The organism is Desulfurobacterium atlanticum, from assembly GCF_900188395.1.
Classification (GTDB): domain Bacteria; phylum Aquificota; class Aquificia; order Desulfurobacteriales; family Desulfurobacteriaceae; genus Desulfurobacterium_A; species Desulfurobacterium_A atlanticum.
Window position 1 is genome coordinate 43,599 of sequence record NZ_FZOB01000003.1, and the last position, 22,034, is coordinate 65,632.

21 protein-coding genes and 1 tRNA gene are annotated in these 22,034 nt (G+C 38.4%); 15 read left to right on the top strand and 7 right to left on the bottom strand.

Translation table 11 applies throughout. The annotated features are described in order from the left end of the window. Positions 1-106: 106 nt before the first annotated feature. From CHB58_RS02885 to CHB58_RS02895, 3 genes are read right to left on the bottom strand one after another with little or no spacing between them, the layout of a single operon-like run. Positions 107-1,789 carry a radical SAM protein gene (locus CHB58_RS02885; protein WP_089322606.1) on the bottom strand — a complete coding sequence of 561 codons (1,683 nt, stop codon included), beginning with the start codon at positions 1,787-1,789 and terminating at the stop codon, positions 107-109. Then, the gene (locus CHB58_RS02890; protein WP_089322607.1) at positions 1,770-2,942 is read right to left on the bottom strand and encodes a cation:proton antiporter; all 1,173 of its coding nucleotides are present in this window, start codon (positions 2,940-2,942) and stop codon (positions 1,770-1,772) included. Before CHB58_RS02890 ends, CHB58_RS02885 begins: the two co-directional genes overlap by 20 nt. Then, positions 2,942-4,369, bottom strand: a complete 1,428-nt coding sequence (locus CHB58_RS02895) for an NAD-binding protein (RefSeq protein ID WP_089322608.1) — start codon at positions 4,367-4,369, stop codon at positions 2,942-2,944. The genes CHB58_RS02890 and CHB58_RS02895 overlap by 1 nt, the downstream gene beginning before the upstream one ends. 191 nt (positions 4,370-4,560) lie before the next feature. On the opposite strand from CHB58_RS02895, the gene CHB58_RS02900 reads away from it, so the two are divergent. From CHB58_RS02900 to CHB58_RS02910, 3 genes are read left to right on the top strand one after another with little or no spacing between them, the layout of a single operon-like run. After that, positions 4,561-5,310, top strand: a complete 750-nt coding sequence (locus CHB58_RS02900) for an ABC transporter ATP-binding protein (protein WP_089322609.1) — start codon at positions 4,561-4,563, stop codon at positions 5,308-5,310. After that, positions 5,310-6,236 (top strand): SufB/SufD family protein, encoded by a 927-nt coding sequence (locus CHB58_RS02905; protein WP_089322610.1) that lies wholly within the window; start codon positions 5,310-5,312, stop codon positions 6,234-6,236. The genes CHB58_RS02900 and CHB58_RS02905 overlap by 1 nt, the downstream gene beginning before the upstream one ends. Positions 6,237-6,292: 56 nt before the next feature. Continuing rightward, positions 6,293-6,625 carry a class II SORL domain-containing protein gene (locus CHB58_RS02910; protein ID WP_089322611.1) on the top strand — a complete coding sequence of 111 codons (333 nt, stop codon included), beginning with the start codon at positions 6,293-6,295 and terminating at the stop codon, positions 6,623-6,625. A gap of 29 nt (positions 6,626-6,654) precedes the next feature. Here the strand turns inward: CHB58_RS02910 and CHB58_RS02915 are convergent, their stop codons facing one another. Next, the gene (locus CHB58_RS02915) at positions 6,655-7,008 is read right to left on the bottom strand and encodes a NifB/NifX family molybdenum-iron cluster-binding protein (protein WP_089322612.1); all 354 of its coding nucleotides are present in this window, start codon (positions 7,006-7,008) and stop codon (positions 6,655-6,657) included. Between the two features lie 259 nt (positions 7,009-7,267). Here CHB58_RS02915 and CHB58_RS02920 point away from each other — a divergent pair, with 259 nt between their 5' ends. The 3 genes from CHB58_RS02920 (at position 7,268) to CHB58_RS02930 (ending at position 11,950) form a co-directional block, all read left to right on the top strand. Beyond that, complete coding sequence (locus CHB58_RS02920; protein WP_180706413.1) at positions 7,268-7,543, top strand: metal-sensitive transcriptional regulator; 276 nt, start codon at positions 7,268-7,270, stop codon at positions 7,541-7,543. A gap of 21 nt (positions 7,544-7,564) precedes the next feature. Next, entirely contained in the window at positions 7,565-10,663 is a 3,099-nt protein-coding gene (locus CHB58_RS02925) for an FAD-binding and (Fe-S)-binding domain-containing protein (RefSeq protein ID WP_180706414.1), read from the top strand. Positions 10,664-10,735: 72 nt separating this feature from the next. Further along, complete coding sequence (locus CHB58_RS02930; RefSeq protein WP_089322615.1) at positions 10,736-11,950, top strand: OmpP1/FadL family transporter; 1,215 nt, start codon at positions 10,736-10,738, stop codon at positions 11,948-11,950. 59 nt (positions 11,951-12,009) lie between these two features. Here CHB58_RS02930 and bcp read toward each other — a convergent pair whose 3' ends face one another. Then, on the bottom strand, positions 12,010-12,477 hold the full coding sequence (gene bcp, locus CHB58_RS02935; protein ID WP_089322616.1) for a thioredoxin-dependent thiol peroxidase: 468 nt from the start codon (positions 12,475-12,477) through the stop codon (positions 12,010-12,012). 110 nt (positions 12,478-12,587) lie between these two features. Beyond that, positions 12,588-14,195, bottom strand: a complete 1,608-nt coding sequence (locus CHB58_RS02940; RefSeq protein WP_089322617.1) for a hypothetical protein — start codon at positions 14,193-14,195, stop codon at positions 12,588-12,590. A gap of 265 nt (positions 14,196-14,460) precedes the next feature. Here CHB58_RS02940 and CHB58_RS02945 point away from each other — a divergent pair, with 265 nt between their 5' ends. From CHB58_RS02945 to CHB58_RS02985, 9 genes are all read left to right on the top strand, one after another. After that, positions 14,461-15,543, top strand: coding sequence for a hydrogenase small subunit (locus CHB58_RS02945; RefSeq protein ID WP_089322618.1), 1,083 nt, complete (start codon positions 14,461-14,463; stop codon positions 15,541-15,543). Positions 15,544-15,575: 32 nt separating this feature from the next. Next, complete coding sequence (locus tag CHB58_RS02950; protein ID WP_089322619.1) at positions 15,576-17,300, top strand: nickel-dependent hydrogenase large subunit; 1,725 nt, start codon at positions 15,576-15,578, stop codon at positions 17,298-17,300. A gap of 45 nt (positions 17,301-17,345) precedes the next feature. Next, entirely contained in the window at positions 17,346-18,005 is a 660-nt protein-coding gene (gene cybH / locus CHB58_RS02955; RefSeq protein WP_089322620.1) for a Ni/Fe-hydrogenase, b-type cytochrome subunit, read from the top strand. Between the two features lie 133 nt (positions 18,006-18,138). Further along, entirely contained in the window at positions 18,139-18,669 is a 531-nt protein-coding gene (locus CHB58_RS02960) for a HyaD/HybD family hydrogenase maturation endopeptidase (RefSeq protein WP_089322621.1), read from the top strand. A 2-nt stretch (positions 18,670-18,671) separates the two neighbouring features. Next, positions 18,672-18,923 (top strand): HypC/HybG/HupF family hydrogenase formation chaperone, encoded by a 252-nt coding sequence (locus CHB58_RS02965; protein WP_089322622.1) that lies wholly within the window; start codon positions 18,672-18,674, stop codon positions 18,921-18,923. Further along, positions 18,916-19,266, top strand: coding sequence for a hydrogenase maturation nickel metallochaperone HypA (hypA, locus tag CHB58_RS02970; protein WP_089322623.1), 351 nt, complete (start codon positions 18,916-18,918; stop codon positions 19,264-19,266). Before CHB58_RS02965 ends, hypA begins: the two co-directional genes overlap by 8 nt. A gap of 9 nt (positions 19,267-19,275) precedes the next feature. After that, positions 19,276-20,019: a hydrogenase nickel incorporation protein HypB gene (gene hypB / locus CHB58_RS02975; RefSeq protein ID WP_089322624.1), complete on the top strand. Its 744-nt coding sequence runs from the start codon at positions 19,276-19,278 to the stop codon at positions 20,017-20,019. Positions 20,020-20,080: 61 nt separating this feature from the next. Further along, positions 20,081-20,157, top strand: a tRNA-Thr gene (locus CHB58_RS02980). A 22-nt stretch (positions 20,158-20,179) separates the two neighbouring features. Then, the gene (locus CHB58_RS02985) at positions 20,180-20,905 is read left to right on the top strand and encodes a glycerophosphodiester phosphodiesterase (RefSeq protein ID WP_180706415.1); all 726 of its coding nucleotides are present in this window, start codon (positions 20,180-20,182) and stop codon (positions 20,903-20,905) included. Here CHB58_RS02985 and tgt read toward each other — a convergent pair. After that, a complete protein-coding gene (gene tgt, locus CHB58_RS02990) occupies positions 20,893-22,020 on the bottom strand; it encodes a tRNA guanosine(34) transglycosylase Tgt (RefSeq protein ID WP_089322626.1) in 1,128 nt (375 codons plus the stop codon). The two genes, CHB58_RS02985 and tgt, sit on opposite strands and share 13 nt — an antisense overlap. Positions 22,021-22,034 lie beyond the last annotated feature (14 nt).

The window sequence follows — 22,034 nt, forward strand, 5'->3', positions numbered from 1 at the left end:
GTAAATTTAGTTGCAAAAACGGCTTTTTCTGTCATTCTGAGGGCGCAGCCCGAAGAATCTCTTAAAATTTACAGTTCTTTACCTGTTTATAAGCCAAACTTAAAATTTAAACAGTAATCATATCTTTCACTTTTTCAAGAGCCGGGAAAAGTTTAAGTGCTTCGGCTGTGCTTTTGAACGGTCTTTTCAGGATAATGTCAGATGCAGCTTTTTTTGAAATTCCCGGAAGGAAGGAGATAAGCTTTAGTGAAGCAGTGTTAAGGTTAAAGGGAAAGGGCAGCCCTATTAGAGAGCGTTCTCTGTGGGAAACAACAACGATGTCTATCATCTGTTTTAAGGGTAGTTTATCGGGGATTCTGATAAGCACAGGGTAGGTGGCAAGCTGTCTGCCGAGAGTGTGTCCGCCGTCATAAGCTTCAAGAAGAACATCTTTTATAACTGTTCCTTTCGGGAATACAGCTTTCATCATCGGAAGGTCTATCTCTTCCCTTACAAACTGCTTGAATTTTTCAAACTCTTTTTTGAATTTTGTTTTCGGTTTTTTCACCATATCGGCAATATCTGTTCCTTCGAAAACCATCACCTGTCTTATGTTTATACGCCTTAAAAGAAGGCCGTTGTCAACCACTTTTTTGAGGAAGTCTATATTTTTCCTGAAAGTTTCTTTTGTTTCTCCCGGAAGTCCCACAAGGAAATTTACACCGGGTAAAAGTTTGTAAAGGCCGTTTTCTCTCTCTTTAAACCTTCCGATTTCATTAACTATCTTTATCGCTTCAAATATTCCATCAACATCAACTTTGAGATTGTTTCTCTTTATAACATCTTCATCGGCACTTTCAAGACCAAAGGCGGCAACATCTCCTTCGGTGTCATAATGTGCTATACATTTTAAAGCTTCTTTTGATTTTTCAGGAAACCGGTAGATGGTTCCTGCATTAACGTTGTCTATGTGGAGGGTTTTTATCTCTTTTCCTTCTCTTACTCTTTTAAAAAGTGAACATATCGCTTCAGGATTTGGCTGTGGGAATTCACCGTCTTCCTTTTTTGACATAAATCCTAAAATGTTTGGCTGTCTGCCTATGCGAAAATACTTTACGCCGTAGCTGTAAAAAGCTTTAACCTCTTCTTCAACACCTTTAATCGTTCTAAAGTCCGGATTTCCGTAAAATTTTTCGGTACAGTAGGAGCAGTGTTTTTCTCTTTCGCAGCCCCTGTAAGTTTCTATTTCGCAGATTATATGTGGAAAGTTCGGGTGTTTTTTTACTATAAAAGCACCGCACGGTGCATATCTGTCAATATCTCTGGCTGTTCTTTTAGCTTTTATCCTTCCGTCAGATAGAGTTTCACCGTTTAAAAGCTTCTTTCCAATAATTTCGGCACACGCTTCAATATCTCCGCTGACCACAATATTGTAGTCCGATATATCAAGAGATTTTGCAGCCACCCCTCCTTTCATGGCAAATCCAAACTGTATGGGACCACCGATTATTTTGAATACAGGGAGTTTCCCGATTTCGGTTATCTCTTTTGCCGTTATAGGTGTTCCTCCGAGGTATCTGCCGGGAACCGTTAAACCTGCAACCACAAACAGTATATCTGCACTTTCAACCTTTTCTCTTTCTTTTTCCGATGTTCTGTAAGCGTCAATGGTTGTGTATTCTATGGATTCTTCAGGAATTCCTGCACATACAAGAGCCCCTGCTATGTATCTTGGATATGTAGCAAGATACGGAGGGACTCCAAGGCAGGTTGGTTCATCAACGTATCCGTCAAGAATGGTTATTCTCAACCTTGCTTCCTTTATTAAGAATGTTAAAAAATACGGGAGAGATGATACCTGTGATTATAGCAAGAAGAATGAGAGCGGCTTCTGTGTGGTGGTCTATAAGGTTAAGAGCTTTGCCCATTTCAGCTGTAACGATAACGAGAGTCAGCGGTGCAGAAAGGAGAAATCCTGCTGAAACAGCACGCTTGAAACTTATTCCTGTTAAAATCATAAGCAGAGAAGGGAGTATTTTTGCAAGATAACTGCCAAGTATCAGAAGTCCTAAAAGCATTAGAAGATGGGTATCAAGGCCGGGCATTTTAAATTTAATTCCTACATAGATAAAAAATACAGGAATTAAAAAGCCAAAACTTATTCCTGAGAGCTTTTCCTCTATCTTTTCTGTGTTCGGGAATACTGTTGAAAATATCATTCCAGCGATAAATGCTCCAAGTATCGGTTCCACATCTATTAAAGTGGCAAGGGCTGAAAGAGCGAACATTATAGCTATACTTATTCTTGCTCCGATTTCAGTTGGATTTTTTTCAAAGTAGATTTTTATCTCTTCGGGATACCACCACATAAGGCTTTTAAGAATTATAAGAATAACTCTTGCTACTATAAAAAAAGCTATAAGTTGTCCTATTTTGATAAAAAATGTTACTCCGAATCCAAACTTTACAAGGATGGAGTATATCGTAAGAACAAAGATACTTAAGAATTCTCCTGCTGTGCCTGTCAGAAAAACAAGTTTTCCGTAAGGAGATGAGAGCTGTCCTATTTCTCTTAAAACAGAAACGATAATGCCGACAGAAACCGCTCCTATCGCTATGGAAACTATCGGTTTAAGATGGAAGAAACCTCCGAACGCAAAGGCTACTGTAAATATTAGAATGGGTATTGTAAAAACGACAAACTTTTCTCTTCCAGAAAGCTCCCTTATTTCTGAAAGTTTAACTTCAAGTCCTGCCATAAACATAAGCACAAGAAAGCCAAAATTTGATAAAAAATCAAGCCACTGGGATTGGTGAATTAGCTGGAGGAAGGAATTTCCTAATATAATACCGTATATAACCTCTCCAACAGCTACAGGAATTCTTAAAAGGTTACTTATAAAAGGTGCAAGAAATATACCTGTTGTTAAAAGCACAATTGAAACTACCAGACTTTTATCCATTATTCACCTACACATGTTAGTAGTGTTGAACATTTTGTTCTGTGAACCATATGATAAGGGGGATAAGGATTGAACCAGTTTGTTTTTTTACCTTTTCTTGCTCCTATGATAGCAAGATCAAACTTTTTACTGAGTTTAGCAACTTCTGTAACAGGATTTCCCTCTTTGAGAATGAACTTTATGTCCTGCTTATAAAGGTTTGCAAACTTTATTATTTTATCACTTATGATTCTTATCTTCTCTTCATCAGCGCTTTTATCGGATGTTACGTAAACAACAGAAATTTTTGCTTCTATCTGGAGAGAGATTTCTATTCCTATTTCAAGAGCTCGGTATCCGTTAAATGAACCTGAAACAGGGACGAGAATGTTTTTATATGGAGCAGTTCCTCTTCCTATAAGAACTGGAGTAACTGTTTCTTCAGCAACTTCAATAGGAAAACTTCTTTTACCAAAGAATAGAGGAAATTCCTTATAAATATCAGGAAGAACTATTATTCCCACATCTTCGTCTTTTGCTTTCTCTATGAACTCTTTTTCACAAAACTGTAAAGTTTCTATTTTAAGTGTCTGGTCTGGTGCTTCTGTTGAGAATATCTGTTTAAGATGCTCTTTCTCTTCATTAAAGCATGTATATACAGCAATTAGGTTTATCTTTGTATTTTTCCCCATAAATGTAGCATCTTTTACAGCCACCATATTTTGGTGGTTGTTTTCTTTTAGAAGAATTATCTCTTCTGAACCAAATTGAGCGGGAAACTGAGCTTCACCTGAGCGGATAAGTCCAACTATATGTTTCAGAATTTTTGGTTCTCCGATGATTAAAACTTTGTCACCGGGTTTTATTACGGTCTTTTTGCTTGGGAGGAGTAATTTATTGTCTCTGTAAATGGCTGCGATTTTCCATCTTCTTGAGCTGAATTTTGTAACGGGATATCCTACAAGCATTGATGTTGGCAATATGGTTACTTCTACTATTTCACCTTTTCCAAGACCTATGTTGGTTGCTGCTACGACTCCTGATGATATTCTTCTTTCAAGTTGAGAAGCTGTAGCAACCGCTTTATTTATACATTCTATTTCTTCTTTTTCAAACCATTTATCGTGGTCTACATGGTTTGATACTGCAAAGATTGAAGGGACGTTTTCCTCTTTTGCTATTCTGCACGCTTCAAGGTTTGCTTCATCATCTCCTGTACAGGCAACAAAAACCTTCGCATCCTCTAATCCTGCCCTTTTTAAAATTAATTTGCTTGTTCCATCCCCCTGTATTAGGGTGGTTCTGTTCAAAGCCCCACTGTCAAGAAGTTCAATGATTTGCTTAAGCTTATTTTCGTCGTTATCAATTATGGTTATCTCCCACTCTTTTTTTACTCTTTTTACCAACTCTTTCCCGACCTGGCCGGCACCAACGATTACTATTTTCACAATATCTCCCTGATTTTTGCACACCTATATAAGTTTCCATAATTTTATAAAAAATATTTGATCTTGTCCTTAAGGTAGGATATAAAGGTTTTTAAAAATAGAAATCATTTTTAATAATATCTAAATGGTGCTTGACATGCAATGCTTGATTCATAAATTACAATATCAGAAAGGTAATCAGGAGGTTAAATATGGAGATACCGGTACTTGCGTTAAATGATGTAAAGTTGAAAGTGGAGGATAAGGAAATTTTAAGGGGTGTTAATCTTACAATCAACAAAGGTGAGCTTCATGCTATTCTCGGCCCAAATGGTGCAGGTAAATCTACACTGGCATCTTTGATTATGGGAATTAACGGTCTTTCAGAGCCGACTTCCGGAGAGATTATTTTTAAAGATAAACTGATAAATGGACTTTCCATATATGAAAGGGCAAGGCTGGGTTTAACTCTTGCATGGCAGGAACCTGCAAGATTTGAAGGATTGACGATAGAGGATTATCTAAAAATTTCAGGCAAAAATAATCCGGATCTTGATATAGATAAGTGCCTTGAAGCTGTTGGTCTTGACCCAAAAGTATATCTTAAAAGGTTTGTTGATGAATCACTTTCTGGAGGTGAAAGAAAGAGAGTTGAGCTTGCCAGTATTCTTGCAATGAAACCGGATTTTGCAGTGCTTGATGAGATAGATTCCGGAATAGATTTTACGTCTATAGAGGATTTTCAGGGTGTTCTTCAGGAGATGAAAAATGATGGAATTACGATTTTGATGATAACACACAACGAAAAACTTCTCTCTTCTGCCGATAGAGCCTCTCTTCTCTGTAATGGAAAAGTTATAAAAACATCAGATCCTGAAACGATAAAAAAGCAGTTTGAAGAGTGTAAAGTGTGTGAAGTTCTTGATTTTGAACAGAAAGAAACCCATAAGGAGGAAGGATAATGAAAGGGACAAAAAACGGTATTTTAGATAATCTTTTTGGTCTGGGGCTTCCAAAGGATATTCTCAAAAATCCTTCTGTAATAATAGAAGGGCATGATGTTATTAGAGAAGTTCCCTATCCGGGTATAGTTCTTGAAAAACAGCTTTTTGATGATAGAGTTGATGTAACTCTTACAGTTTTACCCGGGGTAAAGGTTGACAAACCGGTTCATTTCTGCCTTTCAAAACTTGGAACCGGTGACCAGCTTGTTAATATAGAAGTTAACGTCGGTAAGGATGCGGATATAAAACTTATTTCTCATTGCGCTTTTAAAGGTGGAAAAATAAACCATAGAAGTAAGACGAAATTTAAAGTGGCAAAAAATGCTTCTCTTGATGTTACAGAAATTCATTACCACTCTGAAGATACCGATATTTTAATTGATGCGTATGCTGAAGGTGTTGTTGAGGAAAGAGGATTTTATAAAAGTCTTTTCAAGATAAACACTGTGAAGGCTGGTAAAGTTAACATTAAATATAAAGTGGATGTTATGGATTATGCGAATGTTGATATTGAGGCAAAGATTGCCGGAAAAGATGGTGATGAAATCTATGTAACAGATGTTATCTATCTTAAAGGGAAATATTCCCGTGCTATAGCAAAAAGCAGGCTTATGGCTCTTGGGAATACAGTTGCAGAGTTTTACGGTGAAACTTATGGTTTAGGTGATTATTCAAGAGGGCATATAGACTGTTCTGAGGTTATAAGAAGTAATGATGCAAAACTGAAAGCTGTCCCTATTGTGGTTGTGAATAATGAGACTGCTAAGGTCACCCATGAAGCTGCGATAGGTAGTCTTGACAAGAAACAGCTTGAGACTCTTATGGCAAGAGGATTAACAGAAGATGAAGCTGTTGAAGTTATAGTTCAGGGAATGTTAAGATAAGTTGTGGTATAATGAGAATTGTTATTAATAATCTAAACGATTTAAAGGAGGTAGCAATGAAAGTATTTGGACCAGAACCGGAAGGAAAGAGAAAGCATACTCCAGTAGTTGAGGCACCGGCAAAAGTTAAGAAGGGTGAGTGGTTTGATGTGAAAGTTGTTGTTGGTAAAGACATTCCACATCCAAACACAAAAGAACACTGGATAGAGTTTGTTTCTCTCTGGGCAGGGAACTTTTTAGTTGCAAAAGCATCTTTTGAAGCTGAAAAGGCAGCTTCTGAAGTTGTGTTTAAGGTGAAGCTTGAGGAAACAGCTACTTTAACAGCACATGCTTACTGTAACCTTCACGGTCTCTGGCACAGCGAAGAAGTTACAGTTGAGGTTGAGTAATAAAAAGGGGGCAAAGCCCCCTTTTTATCTTAAAAATGTCTGTATGATATTTTTGCTTTTCCTTCTTTAAAATAACTTATTGCTTCTTCTGTGTTTTCAATTTCAGCTGGAAGTTTATAAACAGCTATTTTTCTCATAATAAGTTTTAAGAAAGGTGCTTCAGCTATTTCAGCTGTTAAAAGTGCGTCAATGCTGTTTTCTGCAAGAAGGTCTGCTGCATTTTTCCCTTCACCACATCCACTTTTACATCCACCGCATGCGTAGATATTCTTTAGAAAATTAATTTCTTCTGTTTCAGTATCATAAATTAGAAACTGTGGAGCGGTGCCAAACACCTTTAATATTTTTTTCCTACTTTCGTCAACAGGTATTGCCAGTTTCATTCCACTCTCCTTATCTGTAAGTTTTGGAAAAATTTAGTTAATTCTTAAGGACAATCTTTGACCTTCCTCAAATTTGAGGCTATTTTCAAATTTTGTCTTTCGGCTTCAAAAAAACCATAGAATAATTTTATGGGTCATCCTGAGGGCTAAGTCTGGAGAATCTTTTAGAATACATAGTTGTTTTTTTGATTTGTCTATTCTTGACATTTTATCTTTCAGGTCATATACTATACCCCGTAGGGTATATATGGAGGGAATGATGGTTGATGTGAACAAAGAGGAAAAAAGAAAAATTATTCAAAGACTGAAGAGGATAGAGGGACAGATAAGAGGACTGCAGAGAATGATAGAAGAGGGAAATAATTGTGAGGATGTTCTTATTCAGCTTTCTGCAGTCAAAAATGCGATGGAGAACCTTGGGATAGTTATTTTGGAAAGTTATCTGAAACATTGTGTTTTTAAAGATGAAAGCCTTTCTCCTGAAAAGGAGAGGGAGCTTGAAGCAGCCTTAAAACTTTTGAAACGACTTAAATAAGATTAATTAATGGAGGATGGTATGAGCTACATAGAAGCTTTGAAAGAAACTTTTAAGGAAAATTTTACCGATGATAAACTTAATAAAATCGCTTACGGGCATGACCTTGGAGAGTTTCCTCCGCCTGTTAAGAAAATGATGGGAATAAGAGAACCTGATGGAATTGTCAGAGTTTTATCTGAAGATGATGCTAAAAAGCTGTTAGAACTTTCAAGGAAATACGGGTTTCGGGTGGTTCCCCGTGCAAAGGCTTCTTCTGGTTACGGTGGTGTTTTACCTGTTGCTGAGGATACTGTTGTTGCTGACCTTGCGTGGATGAAGGAGATTATTTCCATTGATAAAGAAAATTTGACTGCTACCGTTCAACCTGCTGTTGTGTGGAAGGAGCTTGATGAGGAACTTCAAGCAAGAGGATTGACTTTGAGACTTTATCCGTCAAGCTATCCTTCTTCAACTGTTGGAGGATGGCTTGCGCAGGGTGGTGCAGGTATTGGGAGTTATGAGTATGGCTGGTTTAAGGAGAATGTTATTTCGGCAAAGGTTGTTCTTCCAAGTGGTGAAGTTAAGATTTTTGAAGGTCAGGAACTTCTTGATTATATAGCAGATGCTGAAGGTATTACCGGTATCATTACAGAGATTACTATAAAAGTTAAGCCTCTTGAGAAAGAAAAGGTTACTGTAATTGCATTTGGCGATGAGGATAGTATAGGTGGAGCGTTAAATTACATTTTTGAAAACAGCATACCTTTCTGGAGTGTTTCGTTTATAAATCCTGATGCGTGTAAAGTAAAGAATGTTTTTCCACCTCCAGCTCCACACGGTCATCCTGAACCTGTTCACAGACCTAAACTTCCTGAAAAATACATGTTAATTCTGGCATATCCAGAATCAAGAGAAAATATTGTTAAGGGTGCGATAGATGAACTGGTTAAGAAATTTAACGGAGAAATTCAGCCTGAGGAGATAGCGGAGCATGAGTGGGAAGAGAGATTTAAGCCTATGAAAGCTAAAAGGCTTGGTCCTTCTGTTGTTCCTGCTGAAGTGGTTCTGCCTGTTAAAAGTGTAGGAGAGTTTTTAAAAAGAGTAAGGAAGGAGATAAAGCATCCTGTTGTTTTTGAAGGATTTACAGTTAAAGATGGGAAAGTTATTCTTCTTGGTTTTATTCCACATGATATAAGAAAAAAAGACTTTCAGTTTGTTTCAGCTCTTGGAATTACAGTTTCTAAAATAGGTCATTCTCTTGGCGGTAAGCCGATAACTTCCGGGTACTATTTTGCCCATGAGGCTGAGAAGATTTTTGGTAAAGAGAGAGTAGAAAAACTTAAAGAGTTTAAAAAGAAAGTTGATCCTAAATCTTTAATGAATCCTTATAAAGTTATTGAGGCGGGTAAACCGGCTAAAATAATGGCTCTTGGAAATATAACAGAACCTTTTATGAAAGCTCTTGCTAACAATGTTGCCAGCAAGTGTGATTTTAAAGAGCATTTTGAGGATAAAAAAGGATTTCCCGGAGATATTCTCTGGTATGCCTATTCCTGTACTCAATGCGGTTACTGTGTTGACAACTGCACTCAATATGGTGGATATAAATGGGAAGCAACAACTCCAAGAAGTAAATGGATATTTCTTAGAGAGCTTGTAGAAGGAAGGCTTGAAGAGAGTCAGGAGCTTGTGGATATATTCCTTGGGTGTACCCTCTGTAATTTCTGTGATATTGAGTGTCAGATAGACCTTCCGATACTACATGCGTGGGACAGGCTGAGAGAGAAGTTTGTCCTTAAGGATAAGTTTTCCGCCTTTCCTGCCCTTGAGGTTATGGCAGCAGGGTTGAGGCAGCAAAACAATATATGGGCAGGACCTTCTAAAGATAGAGATAAATGGATTCCTGATGATTTGAAAGAGTATATAGAGGAAAATAAAGGGAAGACTGATGTTTTATACTTTGCAGGTTGTACAGCTGCGTTTGTTGAAAATGATGTTGGAATAGGTGCCATGCGCCTTATGAAGGATGCTGGCATCAAATTTACAAATTTTGGCAAGCAGGAAGCGTGCTGTGGAATTCCTATGGTTGTAGCTGGAAGGACAGATCTTGTTGAGAGGATGTTTGACCATCATACAAAACTTGCAAAAGAGATGGGAATTAAAACTATTGTTACATCATGCCCATCCTGTTATAAAACATGGAAGATTTACTACCAGGAGATAGCTGAGAAGAAGGGGGTGGAGTATCCGTTTGAGATAAAACATTTTACAGAGCTTCTTGCTGATGCTGTTAAAGATGGAAGACTTACATTTGAAAATAAACCGGAAGGAGTTGATACCATTACTTACCATGATACATGTAAACTTGGAAGAAGTGTTCCTGTAACAGAACCACCGAGAGAACTTCTTAAAGCCGTGCCGGGAATAAAACTTGTTGAGATGAAGCATAACAGGGATAAGACTCTTTGCTGCGGTGGTGCCGGTACACTTGTTAAAAATCCTGAAGTGGCTCATAAAATAGGTCTCAAAAAGCTTGGCGAGGCGGTTGAGGCTGGTGCTGATACCCTGACAACAATATGTCCGTGCTGTGAATTTAAGATGAGGGTTGATAGAGACCATCTTGTTAAAGAGGGTAAACTTCCTGACCTGCAAATAAAAGACCTTGCCTATATTCTTGCCGAAGCTAAAGGCTATAAGCTGAAAGATCCTGAGCCGTGGGTAAGAGAATTGTGGGGAACATTTGAGGCTATGATAGGGATAATGGATCCGCCGGGTATGGCAAGATTTATGGCTGATTATCTTCCTGAGATGATAGATGCGATGCCTGAACCTTACAGGGGAATGATGAAGGTTATGATGTCTGCACCGCAGCCTGTTAGGAAGGCAATGTTTGCAGCTATGAAGCCGATGATGCCAAAACTTTTCCCTTCAATGCTTGATGAGATGATGCCAAAACTCTTGCCGATATTCCTTAAAGGTATGGAAGAGAGAATTCCTATGCCTGATTTTCTAAAAGAACAGATGCCGGATTTAATGCCGGAAGTGATGAAAAACTATATGAGCGGTCATCTTCCACAGATACTTAAATATTTCATGCCATATATGGAAAAGTACATTATGACAGGTAAGGTTAATTAACAAAAATCAATTTACGGGTCCCTTTCCCGGGGAGGGACCCGTAAAATTTAACTTGTATTATAGGGGGGTATCATGATAAGGAAGTTGCTTGCCGTGACTTTTACTGTATGTCTTGGAAGTCTTTTTCTTCTTTCATCGCAGGCTGATGCCACAAACGGTGATGACATGATTGGAGTATCACCAGTATCAAGGGCAATGGGTGGAATAGGTGTTGGGTTGCCGATTGGTTCTACAGATGAGGTTTATAGAAACCCGGCATGGATGAGTAAATCTTCAGGTTTTGATGTTAGTTTCGGTGCTACTTTGTTCCTTCCAGATGTAAAAGCCTCTGCAACCACTCCTGCCGGAACTACTGAAGTTTCCAGTAAAGCTGATACTTTTGTAATTCCTGAATTTTCAATAACTCAGCGATTGAATGATAAACTTGTTTTTGGTCTTGGGGCTTTTGGCGTTTCTGGTATGGGTACCGATTATAGAAATTCCAGTTCTCCTCTGTTTCAAAATATGAATACCAATTTTTCTTTTATGAGAATGATGCCGGCACTTTCTTACCAACTTAATGAAAATCTTTCTTTAGGTGCTGCTGTTCATATGGCATGGGGTTCTCTTGATATGGGACAGGGTTATTCTCAGGATTTTGGAATCGGAGGAACTTTCGGAATTGCTTATGATTCTGGATTCTTTACAGCAGGATTTTCTTATATGTCACCTATTTCAATGACCTATGAAAGGGTTTATGATTCTAACGGAGATGGAACTTATGAGAATATAAAACTTGAACAGCCTCAAGAAGTGGCAGCGGGATTTGGTGTAAGACCTTCTGAAAGAGTAAAAATTGGTTTTGATGTTAGATGGATTAACTGGTCTGGTGCTGATGGATATAAACAGTTTGGCTGGGATGATCAGGTTGTTTATTCTGTTGGTGGAGAATTTAAGGCTACTGAAAAGCTCTGTTTAAGGGCTGGTTTTAACTATGCCAAAAGTCCTTTAGATGATGTTTCTGCTGCTTCAAATGCCGCTCAAACCATAACAGTTCCTGATCTTGCTGCTTCGTCTAATGAATATGGAATTGGTGTTATGAATGCTCTTGGATTTCCGGCTATAACGGAGACACATATTACGCTTGGAGCAGGTTATAAGGTGAGTGAGCACTTCGCGGTCAATGTAGCTTATGTCCGTGCCTTTGAAGGTGATTTCAAAGTTACAGATACTGCAAACGCATCCCCAACTTATGAAGCTAAAAATGCCCAGAACAGCATTTCTATGGGATTCCACTGGAACTTTTAATCCTGCGGAACCTTCCTCCTTTTCTTATGGAAACCCTCCCCTCGGGAGGGTTTTTTTATTTAAGACTGGAGTTCTTTCAGTTTTTCAAGAACTTTTTCTGCATGTCCTTTAGCCCTAACGTTCTTCCACACATGTGCAACTTTTCCTTCAGGATCTATAAGATAGGTTGTTCTAACAACTCCGTAGTATTCTTTACCAAAGCGTTTTTTCAGTTTCCACGCTCCGTAAGTTTTTATAACCTCTTTTTCAGGGTCGCTTAAAAGAGTAATAGTTAATCCTTTTTTCTCTTTAAATTTTTTGTGGCTTTCAACAGAATCGGGACTTACACCAAGGATTACGGCGTTCAGTTTTTCAAACTCCTCTTTCAATTTACTGAACTCTTCTGCTTCTTTGGTGCATCCCGGCGTGTTATCTTTTGGATAAAAATACAAAACTAACCATTTTCCTTTAAAGTCTTTCAGGCAGTTTTTTTTGCCTTCGTCATCTTTAAGACAAAAATCCGGTGCGTTCTTTCTGACATCAATCATTGTTTTCCTCCATATCATTGATTTATTTCTGAATTAAATATATGAGATTTTAAGGATAAAAAATTGAGATTTGGGAGGGGGGGAAGAGAGCCCCCCTCTAAAGAATTTGATTAGTTCTTTTTCCTTTTATATATGTAAAATGCTCCACCAATGAGAATAACCGGAGTAAAAATCATTCCAAGGCCAAAAGCTATTCCGGGGAAATGTCCGTATCCAAGCTCTACAAAAGGTAATCTATGCTCTGACCACCATGGTCCATGACAATCAAGACAGTGAAGTGCTTTTTCCTTTGGAGCCACTCCGTGGTTTAACTGGAAGTATCTTGAGATTTCCACCCAGCTTTTTCCATCCCATTCAAGTCCAGCAGCTTTGGCTCCCATTTTTATAGCTTTATCTCTATCTCCTGTTGCAAAAATAATTCCAACCTTTATAGGAATTGGAACATTACGTTTGGTATCGTATGGAACTATTGCGTAATGGTATTTAAAGGGATATATTTTCCCATCTCCTTTTTTGCCAATAGGTTGAGTAAACTGGATTTTACCTATAACATTTTCAACACCTTCATCAGGTTCTTCAAGGTTCGCCGGAATTAGTTTACCGTTTAATGCCGGAAGGTATAGTTTTCTTTTTCCGTTCCACCAGGCATATCTTGGAATGATGTTTTCTTTAATTTCTCTTTCTTCTCCCCATTTTACTCCTTCAAATTCAATTTTACTCCAGTCTCTGTGAAGTTCACTTTTATGAATAAGCGGAATATGACATGTTTGACATGCTATATGCTCTGTGTGGAAATTTTCTATAAACCATCCTTTTATGCCTTTATGAGGCTGTTTATGACAGTCACTGCATGAAACAGCTTTTGCCTCTCTTGAAAATGTGTCAACTCCAACAGTGCCTACTTTATGGTTTTGGAAGGAATGGCAATCAATACAGTCCATTCCAGAACCCATGTGCACATCAATCTCTCTTGTTATTTTTTTACTCATTAAACCTGAAAATAGATTAGGTCTTTTTACGCCATCTCCTCCGCCGCTGAAAGCGTGGCATAAAAGACATACATCTTTAGAAGGTCTTTTCTGAATTTTTGAGGCTACTTTCATTAAATCTATTTTTGATTCGTATCTCCATCTACCGTTTTCGTTAACAGGCACTTTTAGCCCGCTTTTTACTCCTTTTCCCCCTCCGTATCCTGATATATGACATACCAGACAGTCAATATCGGTTGCTGCTTCCTCAAATGACATGTTTGGATTTCCAGGTTTCCCCATGCTTACGCCATGGCACATAGAGCATCCGCTCATTAGGAGTTTACCTGTGATTTTATTTTCATGGCCAGGAGGGGTTTTTTTCAGGGTAACTTTTCCTATCCAGTTTATAGTATGACCGTTAAAAAAGATGGACATGCAGTAGTCGTTATAGTTATGTTTTCCTCCTCCTTTTGCATCGGGAAGGTTAGTTACATCGTTTAACTTACTGCTCATCTGGAAATGGTAGGAATGAAACACGTCTTCAACTTGCTTTTTGTGGCATGGAAGACAGCTTTTAGCTCCTTCATACTTTGTAATGCCGAGAGCTTTAAAAGCTTCGGTATGGTCTGCAAACCTTTTCTCCGGGTCCATAAGAATGGTTTTTTTTGTCACAGCTGCATGGCTTAAATTTGATGTAAGCATAAAAACAGATAACCACGCAGAGACTTGTAAGAGCTTCTTTCTCATACTTCCCTCCTCGATTATAGTTTTTTGTTTATACCATATAGTGATTATAATAAATTTTTTATGTAAGTGCTATTCGTAAATTTATAAATTTGACTTAGTAAATATTCCAAAGTAAAGATAAAACTGATTGTTTTTAAAATTTCATTGTGGTAACACCAAGTGAATATTAAATACTACTTATATAAGAAAGTATTGACTTATCTGAGAGATGTCTCTATAATCAAAATACAGTAATGTCCAATCCAAGAAAAGGAGGGTTGAAACTATGGACAGAAACATGTTCACGGGGGGATTACCGGGAACAATCTCCCGTCGTGGTTTTTTACGTGCTTGTGCTATAGCTACAGCTGCTATGGGACTTCCTATGGAAATGGTTACAAAAGTTGCTGAGGCAGCGGAAAGCCCTGAAAGACCAAGAGTTGTATGGCTTCATTTTCAGGAGTGTACAGGATGTTCAGAGTCTATCTTAAGGGCTTCCCATCCTGACCTTGCAACTTTGATTCTTGACCTTATTGACCTTCAGTATCATGAAACTTTGATGGTTGGTGCTGGACATCAGGCTGAAGCTGCTTTTGAAAAGGCGATAGAAGAGCCTGGTTATGTTCTTGTTGTTGAAGGTTCAATTCCAACAGGTGAGTATGAAGACTTCTGTATGATAGGTGGTCATTCTGCAGAGCATAACCTTAAGAAAGCTGCGAAGAATGCAGCTATTATCATCAACATTGGAACATGTTCTGCATGGGGAGGTATTCCAGCTGCAAGACCAAACCCAACAAAAGCTGTCGCTACAGGTGATATTATCAAGGATAAGCCGATAATAAATATTGGTGGATGTCCTCCAAACCCACATAACTTTCTTTCTGCGGTTCTCTATTATCTTACATTTAAGAAAGTTCCTCCAACAGATATTTATGGAAGACCACTGTTTGCTTACGGAAGAAGAATTCATGACCATTGTGAAAGAAGACCTCACTTTGATGAAGGAAGATATGCTGAGCAGTTTGGCGATGTAGGTCACAGGCTTGGCTACTGTCTTTATAAAGTTGGGTGTAAAGCACCTGAAACCTTTGGTAACTGTTCTATTATAAGGTTTAATGATGTTGAAGTATGGCCTGTTTCTGTTGGTAATGGTTGTTACGGATGTACAGAACCAAACTTCTGGGATACTATGAGTCCATTCCATGAAAGACTTCCAGGTGTTCCGCTTCCAGTAAACGGTGGAACAATTGCAAATGCTACCGATATTGGCAAGAAAGCTCTTGGAATTACAGCTGCAGCTCTTGCAATTCACGCAGGTATCGGTGTAGCTAAAAGTCTTGCTAAAGGCAAAAAGAAAGAGGAAGAATAATCAATAAATAAACCCCAGATGGAGGTTAAACTATGGCAAAAAGAGTTGTGATTGACCCGATTACAAGGATAGAGGGTCACTTGAGAATAGAAGTAGAAGTTAAAGACGGGCGAGTTGTTGATGCTTACTCTTCTGCTCAGATGTGGAGAGGTATTGAAAATATTATAAAGGGAAGAAAGGCGGATGATGCGTGGATGTTTGCCCAGAGAACCTGTGGTGTTTGTACAACAGTTCACGCTATGGCTTCTGTAAGGTCTGTTGAAAATGCACTTAGACTGGAAATTCCTTACAACGCTCAGATGGTTAGAAACCTTATTATCGCTTCCCACTCATTACAGGACCATATAGTTCATTTCTACCATCTGACAGCACTTGATTGGGTTGATATAGTTTCAGCTTTAAAAGCTGACCCGAAAAAAGCTGCTGCTATTGCTGAAACCTATCAAGACTGGAAACTTAACGGTGCATCTGTATTTAAAGCTGTTCAGGAAAAGCTTAAAAAGTTTGTAGCTTCCGGTCAGCTTGGTCCGTTTGCAAGCGGATACTGGGGACATCCTGCGATGAAACTTCCTCCAGAAGTTAATCTTATTGCGGTTACTCACTATCTCCAGGCTCTTGATTATCAGAGAAAAGCTTGCCAGGCTGTTGCTATACTTGGTGGTAAAAACCCACACATTCAGAACCTTGCTGTTGGTGGTGTTTCTACTGCTATCAATCCTGATAACGTTGCCACACTTAACATGGAAAGACTTTACTATATCAAGCAACTTCTTGAAGAGATAAGGGACTTTGTTCAAAACTGTTACTTCCCAGACTGTATGGCTATTTCTGCTTTCTATAAAGAGTGGCTTAACTACGGTAAAACAGGGGAATACTATCTTTCTGTTCCTGAGCTTCCACAGGATACAAAAGGCGAGGTGTTTGATATTCCTGGTGGAACTGTTATTAACGGTCAGGTTAAACAGATTAAGAGCTTCTATGATCCGTACTTTATTAACAATGTTGCTGAGAATATTACTCATGCGTGGTATGATGGAGATTGGACAAGGCATCCTTGGGAAGAGGAAACAGTGCCAAAATACACAGGATTTAAAGCTGATGGCACAGTAGATGAGAAAGGTAAATATTCATGGTCAAAGACACCTGTATTTAAGGTTGGTAACGACTATGTTCCGATGGAAGTAGGTCCTCTCTCAATGATTCTTGTTGGGTACCTTACAGGGCATAAATTAACAAGAAAATGGACTGACAAAGCCCTTAATATGATAAGCAGCATTGCTAAAACAGAAGTTACTATTGAGAATCTCAAGTCAACAGCAGGTAGAAATATCGCAAGGGCTATCAGGGCTGCAATGATGGCAGACCTTGCACTTAAGCAGTGGGAGCAGCTTGTTGATAATATTGGAAGGGGAGACCTTGAAATATTCAATCCACCTTCCTATCCAAAAGGTGAAATCAGAGGTTGCGGATTCCATGAAGCACCTCGTGGTGTTCTTTCTCACTGGTCTGTTGTTCACAACGGTGGCATAATGAAAAACTATCAGGAAGTTGTTCCTTCTACCTGGAACGCAGGTCCAAGGGACAGCAAAGGACGCAGATGTCCTTATGAGTCTGCACTTATTGGTAATCCTGTTGCCGAACCTGAGAAACCTCTTGAAGTTTTAAGAACAGTTCACTCTTTTGACCCATGTATCGCGTGTGCTGTTCACATGATTGACCCTGAAGGTAAAGAGATAGTTAAAGTTAAAGCTCTGTAATTTTCGGGGGCTAATGCCCCCTAACTTCCTCAAGGAGGGAAACCTATGGCAGGTCATGGAAAAGATTATGAAAAAGTTTATGTGTGGAGTGTTCTTTTAAGGGTTTACCACTGGGTGTTTGCACTTTCTATATTTGTGTTAATTGCTACCGGGCTTTACATTAACTGGCCCTGGACAAATACATGGATGGAAGGAAGCCACCAGTGGACTATGGCTATTATGAGATATATCCACTACGTTGCCGGTATGCTTTTTACAATGGCTGTGATTGCCAGAATATATCTCTGGTTCTTTGGTAATAAATATGAGAAAGTGTGGGACTTTGCTCCTATAACACCAAGAAATATAAAAAATATGATAACAACAGCTTTTTACTATGCTTACCTTACAGATAGCCACGAGCACAGAACCGGTCACAACGCGATGGCGGGAATGTCATACGTTATGACAATCCTTCTTGCAGTTGTTCAGTTTATTACCGGCTTCTATCTCCTCTATCCTGAAAGTAGTTTCTTTGTTAGTCTTGGTTCCATCTTCGGGACTCAGCAAACTGCAAGATTTATTCACCACATTCTTAACTGGTACTTTGCTATCTTTGCCGCTGTTCACATCTATATCGCTTCCTGGAACGATATAAGAAGTCCTGAAGGGTTAATATCTTCTATTTTCTCAGGTTACAAGTTTTTCCCAAAAGACCATCACTAAAATTTCAAAAAGTGGTATATAATAATAAAGGGGGAGTTAGCTCCCCCTTATTTTATTTTGGGTGCATTGATAAAGTTCTTTAATCTAAAAGGTACTTTTTGAATGTATCAATAAAACCGTTAAAGGAGAGCTTATGGAAAAGATTGGAATTATGGGTGTTGGTAATATTCTTCTTGGGGATGAGGGGTTTGGTGTTCATTTTATAGAGAGGTTAAGAAAAAAGTACGAGTTTCCTGAAAATGTTGAGCTTATAGATGGGGGAACTGCAGGGATATTTCTATCTCCACTTATAGACTACATTAAAAAGATGATAATCATTGATGTTGTTGCTGTTGATGCTGAGCCGGGTTCTATATTTGTTTATGATAAAGAGGATTTTTTTATAGATAGATTACCTGTAAAACTTTCTCCGCACCAGATAGGACTTCAGGAAGTTTTATTTCTAAACGATATGAAAGGTTCAGCACCGGAATATTTAAAACTTATCGGTATTGTTCCAAAGTCTCTTGATGCAAAAACTGAACTTTCTCCAGAGCTTGAAAGTAAAATGGATGAGGTGGAGAAGCTTGTTCTTGAAGAGCTTAAAAAGTTAGGTGTTGAACCGATACCTAAAAAAGAAATTGATGGTGAAAAGATGTGGTGGGAGAAAAAGAAGGAGGTTTAAACATGTGTGTTGGTGTTCCGATGAAAATAGTTGAGATAAATTATCCGATGGCGGTTGCAGAAGCTAAAGGGGTTAAGAGAAATATAAATCTTATGCTTATACCTGAAGATGAGATAAAGGTTGGTGATTATGTTATGGTGCATGTGGGAAGTGCTATTGAAGTTATAAGTGAGCAGGCAGCGGCGGAAATATGGGAAGCTCTTGATGAGGTTCTTGCACTGATGGAAGGGGAAGAGGATTCTAAAGATGCATGAAACATCCCTTGTTATAGGAATGCTTGAAAAGATTACAGAGATTGCAGAGAAAGAAAACGCAAAGAAGGTTTTAAAAGTGAAAGTGAAAATAGGTAAGCTTTCTGGTGTTGTTATTGATTCGTTTAAGTTTGCATTTGATACAATGAAAAGAGAGTTTCCTTTTACAGAAAATGCAGTTCTTGAGATAGTTGAAGTTCCTGCAGTTTATAGATGTTTTGATTGCGGTAAGGAGTTTGAAACTGAAACTGCCTATTTTCCGGAGTGTCCTTATTGTAAATCTTTTAATATTACAATCGTATCTGGCGAGGAACTGCAAATTGTTGACCTTGAAATAGATGTTTAGGAGGAGAAGATGTGTGATGTTTGTGGATGTGGAACAGATTCACATAACCATAATCATGAGCACACTCATGAGAGTGTTAAAACTGTGAAACTTGAAGAGAGTCTTTTAAAAGAGAATGACAGGATTGCTCAGGAGAACAGGAAGCATTTTGATGATAAAAATCTTTTGGCTGTAAACCTTATAAGTTCTCCCGGTTCTGGAAAGACAACGCTTCTTGAGAAAACGATAGAAATGCTGAAAGGTAAATATACAATAGGTGTGCTTGAAGGAGACATAGAGACAGAGAGAGATGCTGAAAGGGTAAGGGCAAAGGGTGCTTACGCTGTTCAGCTTACAACAGGTGGTGCGTGCCATCTTGAAGCTCCGCTTGTTCATAAAGGGTTTCATGCTCTTGAACATCAGCTTAAAGAGGGAGAAGAGCTTGATGTTCTTTTTATAGAAAATGTAGGAAATCTTGTTTGTCCTACTTCTTTTGACCTTGGAGAGCATTTAAGGGTTGTTCTTGTTTCTGTGCCAGAAGGTCCTGATAAACCTGCGAAGTATCCGAAAGCGTTTAGGACGGCTGATGTTTTTATAATTTCAAAGATAGATCTTCTTCCCTACTTTGATTTTGATGTTGAGAAAGTTAAGAAGGAAGCTCTTTCTCTTAATCCAAAACTTAAGATTTTTACCATCTCAACGGTTACAGGTGAAGGGATGGAGGAGTGGATTAAGTATCTTGAGGAGCTTATAAGGAATAAAAAAGGTACCTAACGGTAAGGGATTACCCTTGCCTTTTTACTTTTTCAATATATATTTTTCATCTGAAATTTCTGCCCACGTGGCTCAGGAGGTTAGAGCGCACCCTTGGTAAGGGTGAGGTCGGCGGTTCAACTCCGCCCGTGGGCACCACCTAAAAATAAAAGAGGGGATTTTGAAAGTAGTTGCTCACAGGGGAGCTTCCTTTTACGCACCTGAAAATACATTTGCTGCTTTTTTTCTTGCTGTTTCTCAGGGTGCTGATGGTATAGAGATGGATGTTCATATAACAAAGGATGGGGAAGTTGTTGTTATTCACGATAAAACTACTGAAAGGGTGGGAGATAGGTATTTTGAAGTTTCTGAAATTAGCTGGAACGAACTTAAAAAGGTTGATGTTGGTTCTTACTTTGGAAAGGAGTTTAAAGGGGAGAAAATTCCTCTTTTGAAAGATGTTATAAGAAAGTTTAAGAATGTTGAACTTTATGTTGAGATAAAGTCAGGTATGGAAACTGTAGAACCTGTTGTTTCTCTTTTGAGAAAAGTTAATGGTGAAAACATTATTCTTTTTAGTTTTAACTATGATCTTGTTAAAGAGATTAAAAAGCGATTAAAAGATGTAAGAGTCCTTTTTATAGCAGAGTATGGGTATAACGTTTCAGAAGATTCTTTTGTGTACGATTATTTAATAGAACTTGTGAAAAGTGCCGGGCTTGATGGAATTTCAACCTGCTCATCCCTTTCTCACGGAAGAAAGCTTTCGGAGAAATTAAATAATGAAGATTTTATCTGGAATGTTTGGACGGTTGACAATCCCTATCTTGCCGTTCAGTTTAAAAAACTTGGAGTATCCTCTTTAACAACAAACCGTCCAGACTGGATTCTTTCTCATGTTAGATAGTAAGGGCTTTCTTCATCAACTTTATATTTTGAGAAAAACTCCTGTTTGAACTCTTTAAACCTTTTTTCTTTTATAGCTTTTCTAATTTTCTCCATAAGTTTGCTGTAAAAGTGGAGATTGTGTATTGAATTTAAAATCAGGGCGTTTATCTCTTTCGCTGCAAAAAGATGTCTCAGATATGCACGGGAGAAGTTTTTACAGGTATAGCAGTCGCAGGTTTCATCTATAGGCTTTTCATCTTCTTTATACTTTGCACTCTTTATATTCAATTTTCCGTTCCATGTAAAAAGTGTCCCGTTTCGTGCGTTTCTTGTAGGCATAACACAGTCAAACATATCTACTCCATGTTCTACTGCTACAACAATATCTTCTGGTTTCCCGACTCCCATTAAATATCTTGGTTTTTCAAAGGGCAGTTTGGGAGCTATAAGAGAGGTGATTCTATACATGTCCTCTTTTGGTTCTCCGACACTTAATCCTCCAATTGCAATTCCTTCAAAAGGAAGTTCTGCAGTGAGTTTTGCACTTTTTAATCTTAAATCATCGTAAACTCCTCCCTGAACGATTCCGAAAATTGCTGTTTTATCGGTGCTTCTTGCTTCTACACTTCTTTTCGCCCATCTGTATGTTCTTTCAAGGGAGTGAAGGGCATACTCTTTTGTGGCAGGATAGGGCGTGCATTCGTCAAGAACCATACCTATATCAACACCTATTTTTTCTTCAAATTCAACAACAAGTTCAGGAGAGAAAAAGTGTTTTGACCCGTCTATGTGGGAGCGAAAATAAACTCCCTCTTCTGTGAGTTTCATTAAATCTCCGAGGCTGAAAACCTGAAAACCTCCACTGTCTGTAAGAATAAGTCCGTTCCAGTTTATAAACCTGTGAAGGCCACCCATCTTTTCAATGAGCTCAATGCCGGGTCTCAGATAGAGATGGTAGATGTTTGAAAGAACAAGGGAATAGCCTGATTCTTTAATCTCTTCCCATCTTACCCCTTTTACTGCTCCTGCTGTGGCTACAGGCATAAAACATGGGGTTTCTGTAAGTCCGTGAGTTCCCTTCAGGATACCGGTTCTTGCATTTCCGTCAGTTTCAATTATTTCAAACTTTAACATTTTATACACTCCCG

Coding starts and splice junctions, on each gene's coding strand:
- CHB58_RS02915 (WP_089322612.1), bottom strand. CDS start 7,008: ATGAAACTGGCAATACCTGTTGACGAAAGTAGGAAAAAAATATTAAAG.
- CHB58_RS02940 (WP_089322617.1), bottom strand. CDS start 14,195: ATGAGAAAGAAGCTCTTACAAGTCTCTGCGTGGTTATCTGTTTTTATG.
- hypA (WP_089322623.1), top strand. CDS start 18,916: ATGCATGAAACATCCCTTGTTATAGGAATGCTTGAAAAGATTACAGAG.
- CHB58_RS02945 (WP_089322618.1), top strand. CDS start 14,461: ATGGACAGAAACATGTTCACGGGGGGATTACCGGGAACAATCTCCCGT.
- bcp (WP_089322616.1), bottom strand. CDS start 12,477: ATGATTGATGTCAGAAAGAACGCACCGGATTTTTGTCTTAAAGATGAC.
- CHB58_RS02920 (WP_180706413.1), top strand. CDS start 7,268: ATGGTTGATGTGAACAAAGAGGAAAAAAGAAAAATTATTCAAAGACTG.
- CHB58_RS02900 (WP_089322609.1), top strand. CDS start 4,561: ATGGAGATACCGGTACTTGCGTTAAATGATGTAAAGTTGAAAGTGGAG.
- hypB (WP_089322624.1), top strand. CDS start 19,276: ATGTGTGATGTTTGTGGATGTGGAACAGATTCACATAACCATAATCAT.
- CHB58_RS02910 (WP_089322611.1), top strand. CDS start 6,293: ATGAAAGTATTTGGACCAGAACCGGAAGGAAAGAGAAAGCATACTCCA.
- CHB58_RS02925 (WP_180706414.1), top strand. CDS start 7,565: ATGAGCTACATAGAAGCTTTGAAAGAAACTTTTAAGGAAAATTTTACC.
- CHB58_RS02930 (WP_089322615.1), top strand. CDS start 10,736: ATGATAAGGAAGTTGCTTGCCGTGACTTTTACTGTATGTCTTGGAAGT.
- CHB58_RS02965 (WP_089322622.1), top strand. CDS start 18,672: ATGTGTGTTGGTGTTCCGATGAAAATAGTTGAGATAAATTATCCGATG.
- CHB58_RS02950 (WP_089322619.1), top strand. CDS start 15,576: ATGGCAAAAAGAGTTGTGATTGACCCGATTACAAGGATAGAGGGTCAC.
- tgt (WP_089322626.1), bottom strand. CDS start 22,020: ATGTTAAAGTTTGAAATAATTGAAACTGACGGAAATGCAAGAACCGGT.
- cybH (WP_089322620.1), top strand. CDS start 17,346: ATGGCAGGTCATGGAAAAGATTATGAAAAAGTTTATGTGTGGAGTGTT.
- CHB58_RS02960 (WP_089322621.1), top strand. CDS start 18,139: ATGGAAAAGATTGGAATTATGGGTGTTGGTAATATTCTTCTTGGGGAT.
- CHB58_RS02890 (WP_089322607.1), bottom strand. CDS start 2,942: ATGGATAAAAGTCTGGTAGTTTCAATTGTGCTTTTAACAACAGGTATA.
- CHB58_RS02905 (WP_089322610.1), top strand. CDS start 5,310: ATGAAAGGGACAAAAAACGGTATTTTAGATAATCTTTTTGGTCTGGGG.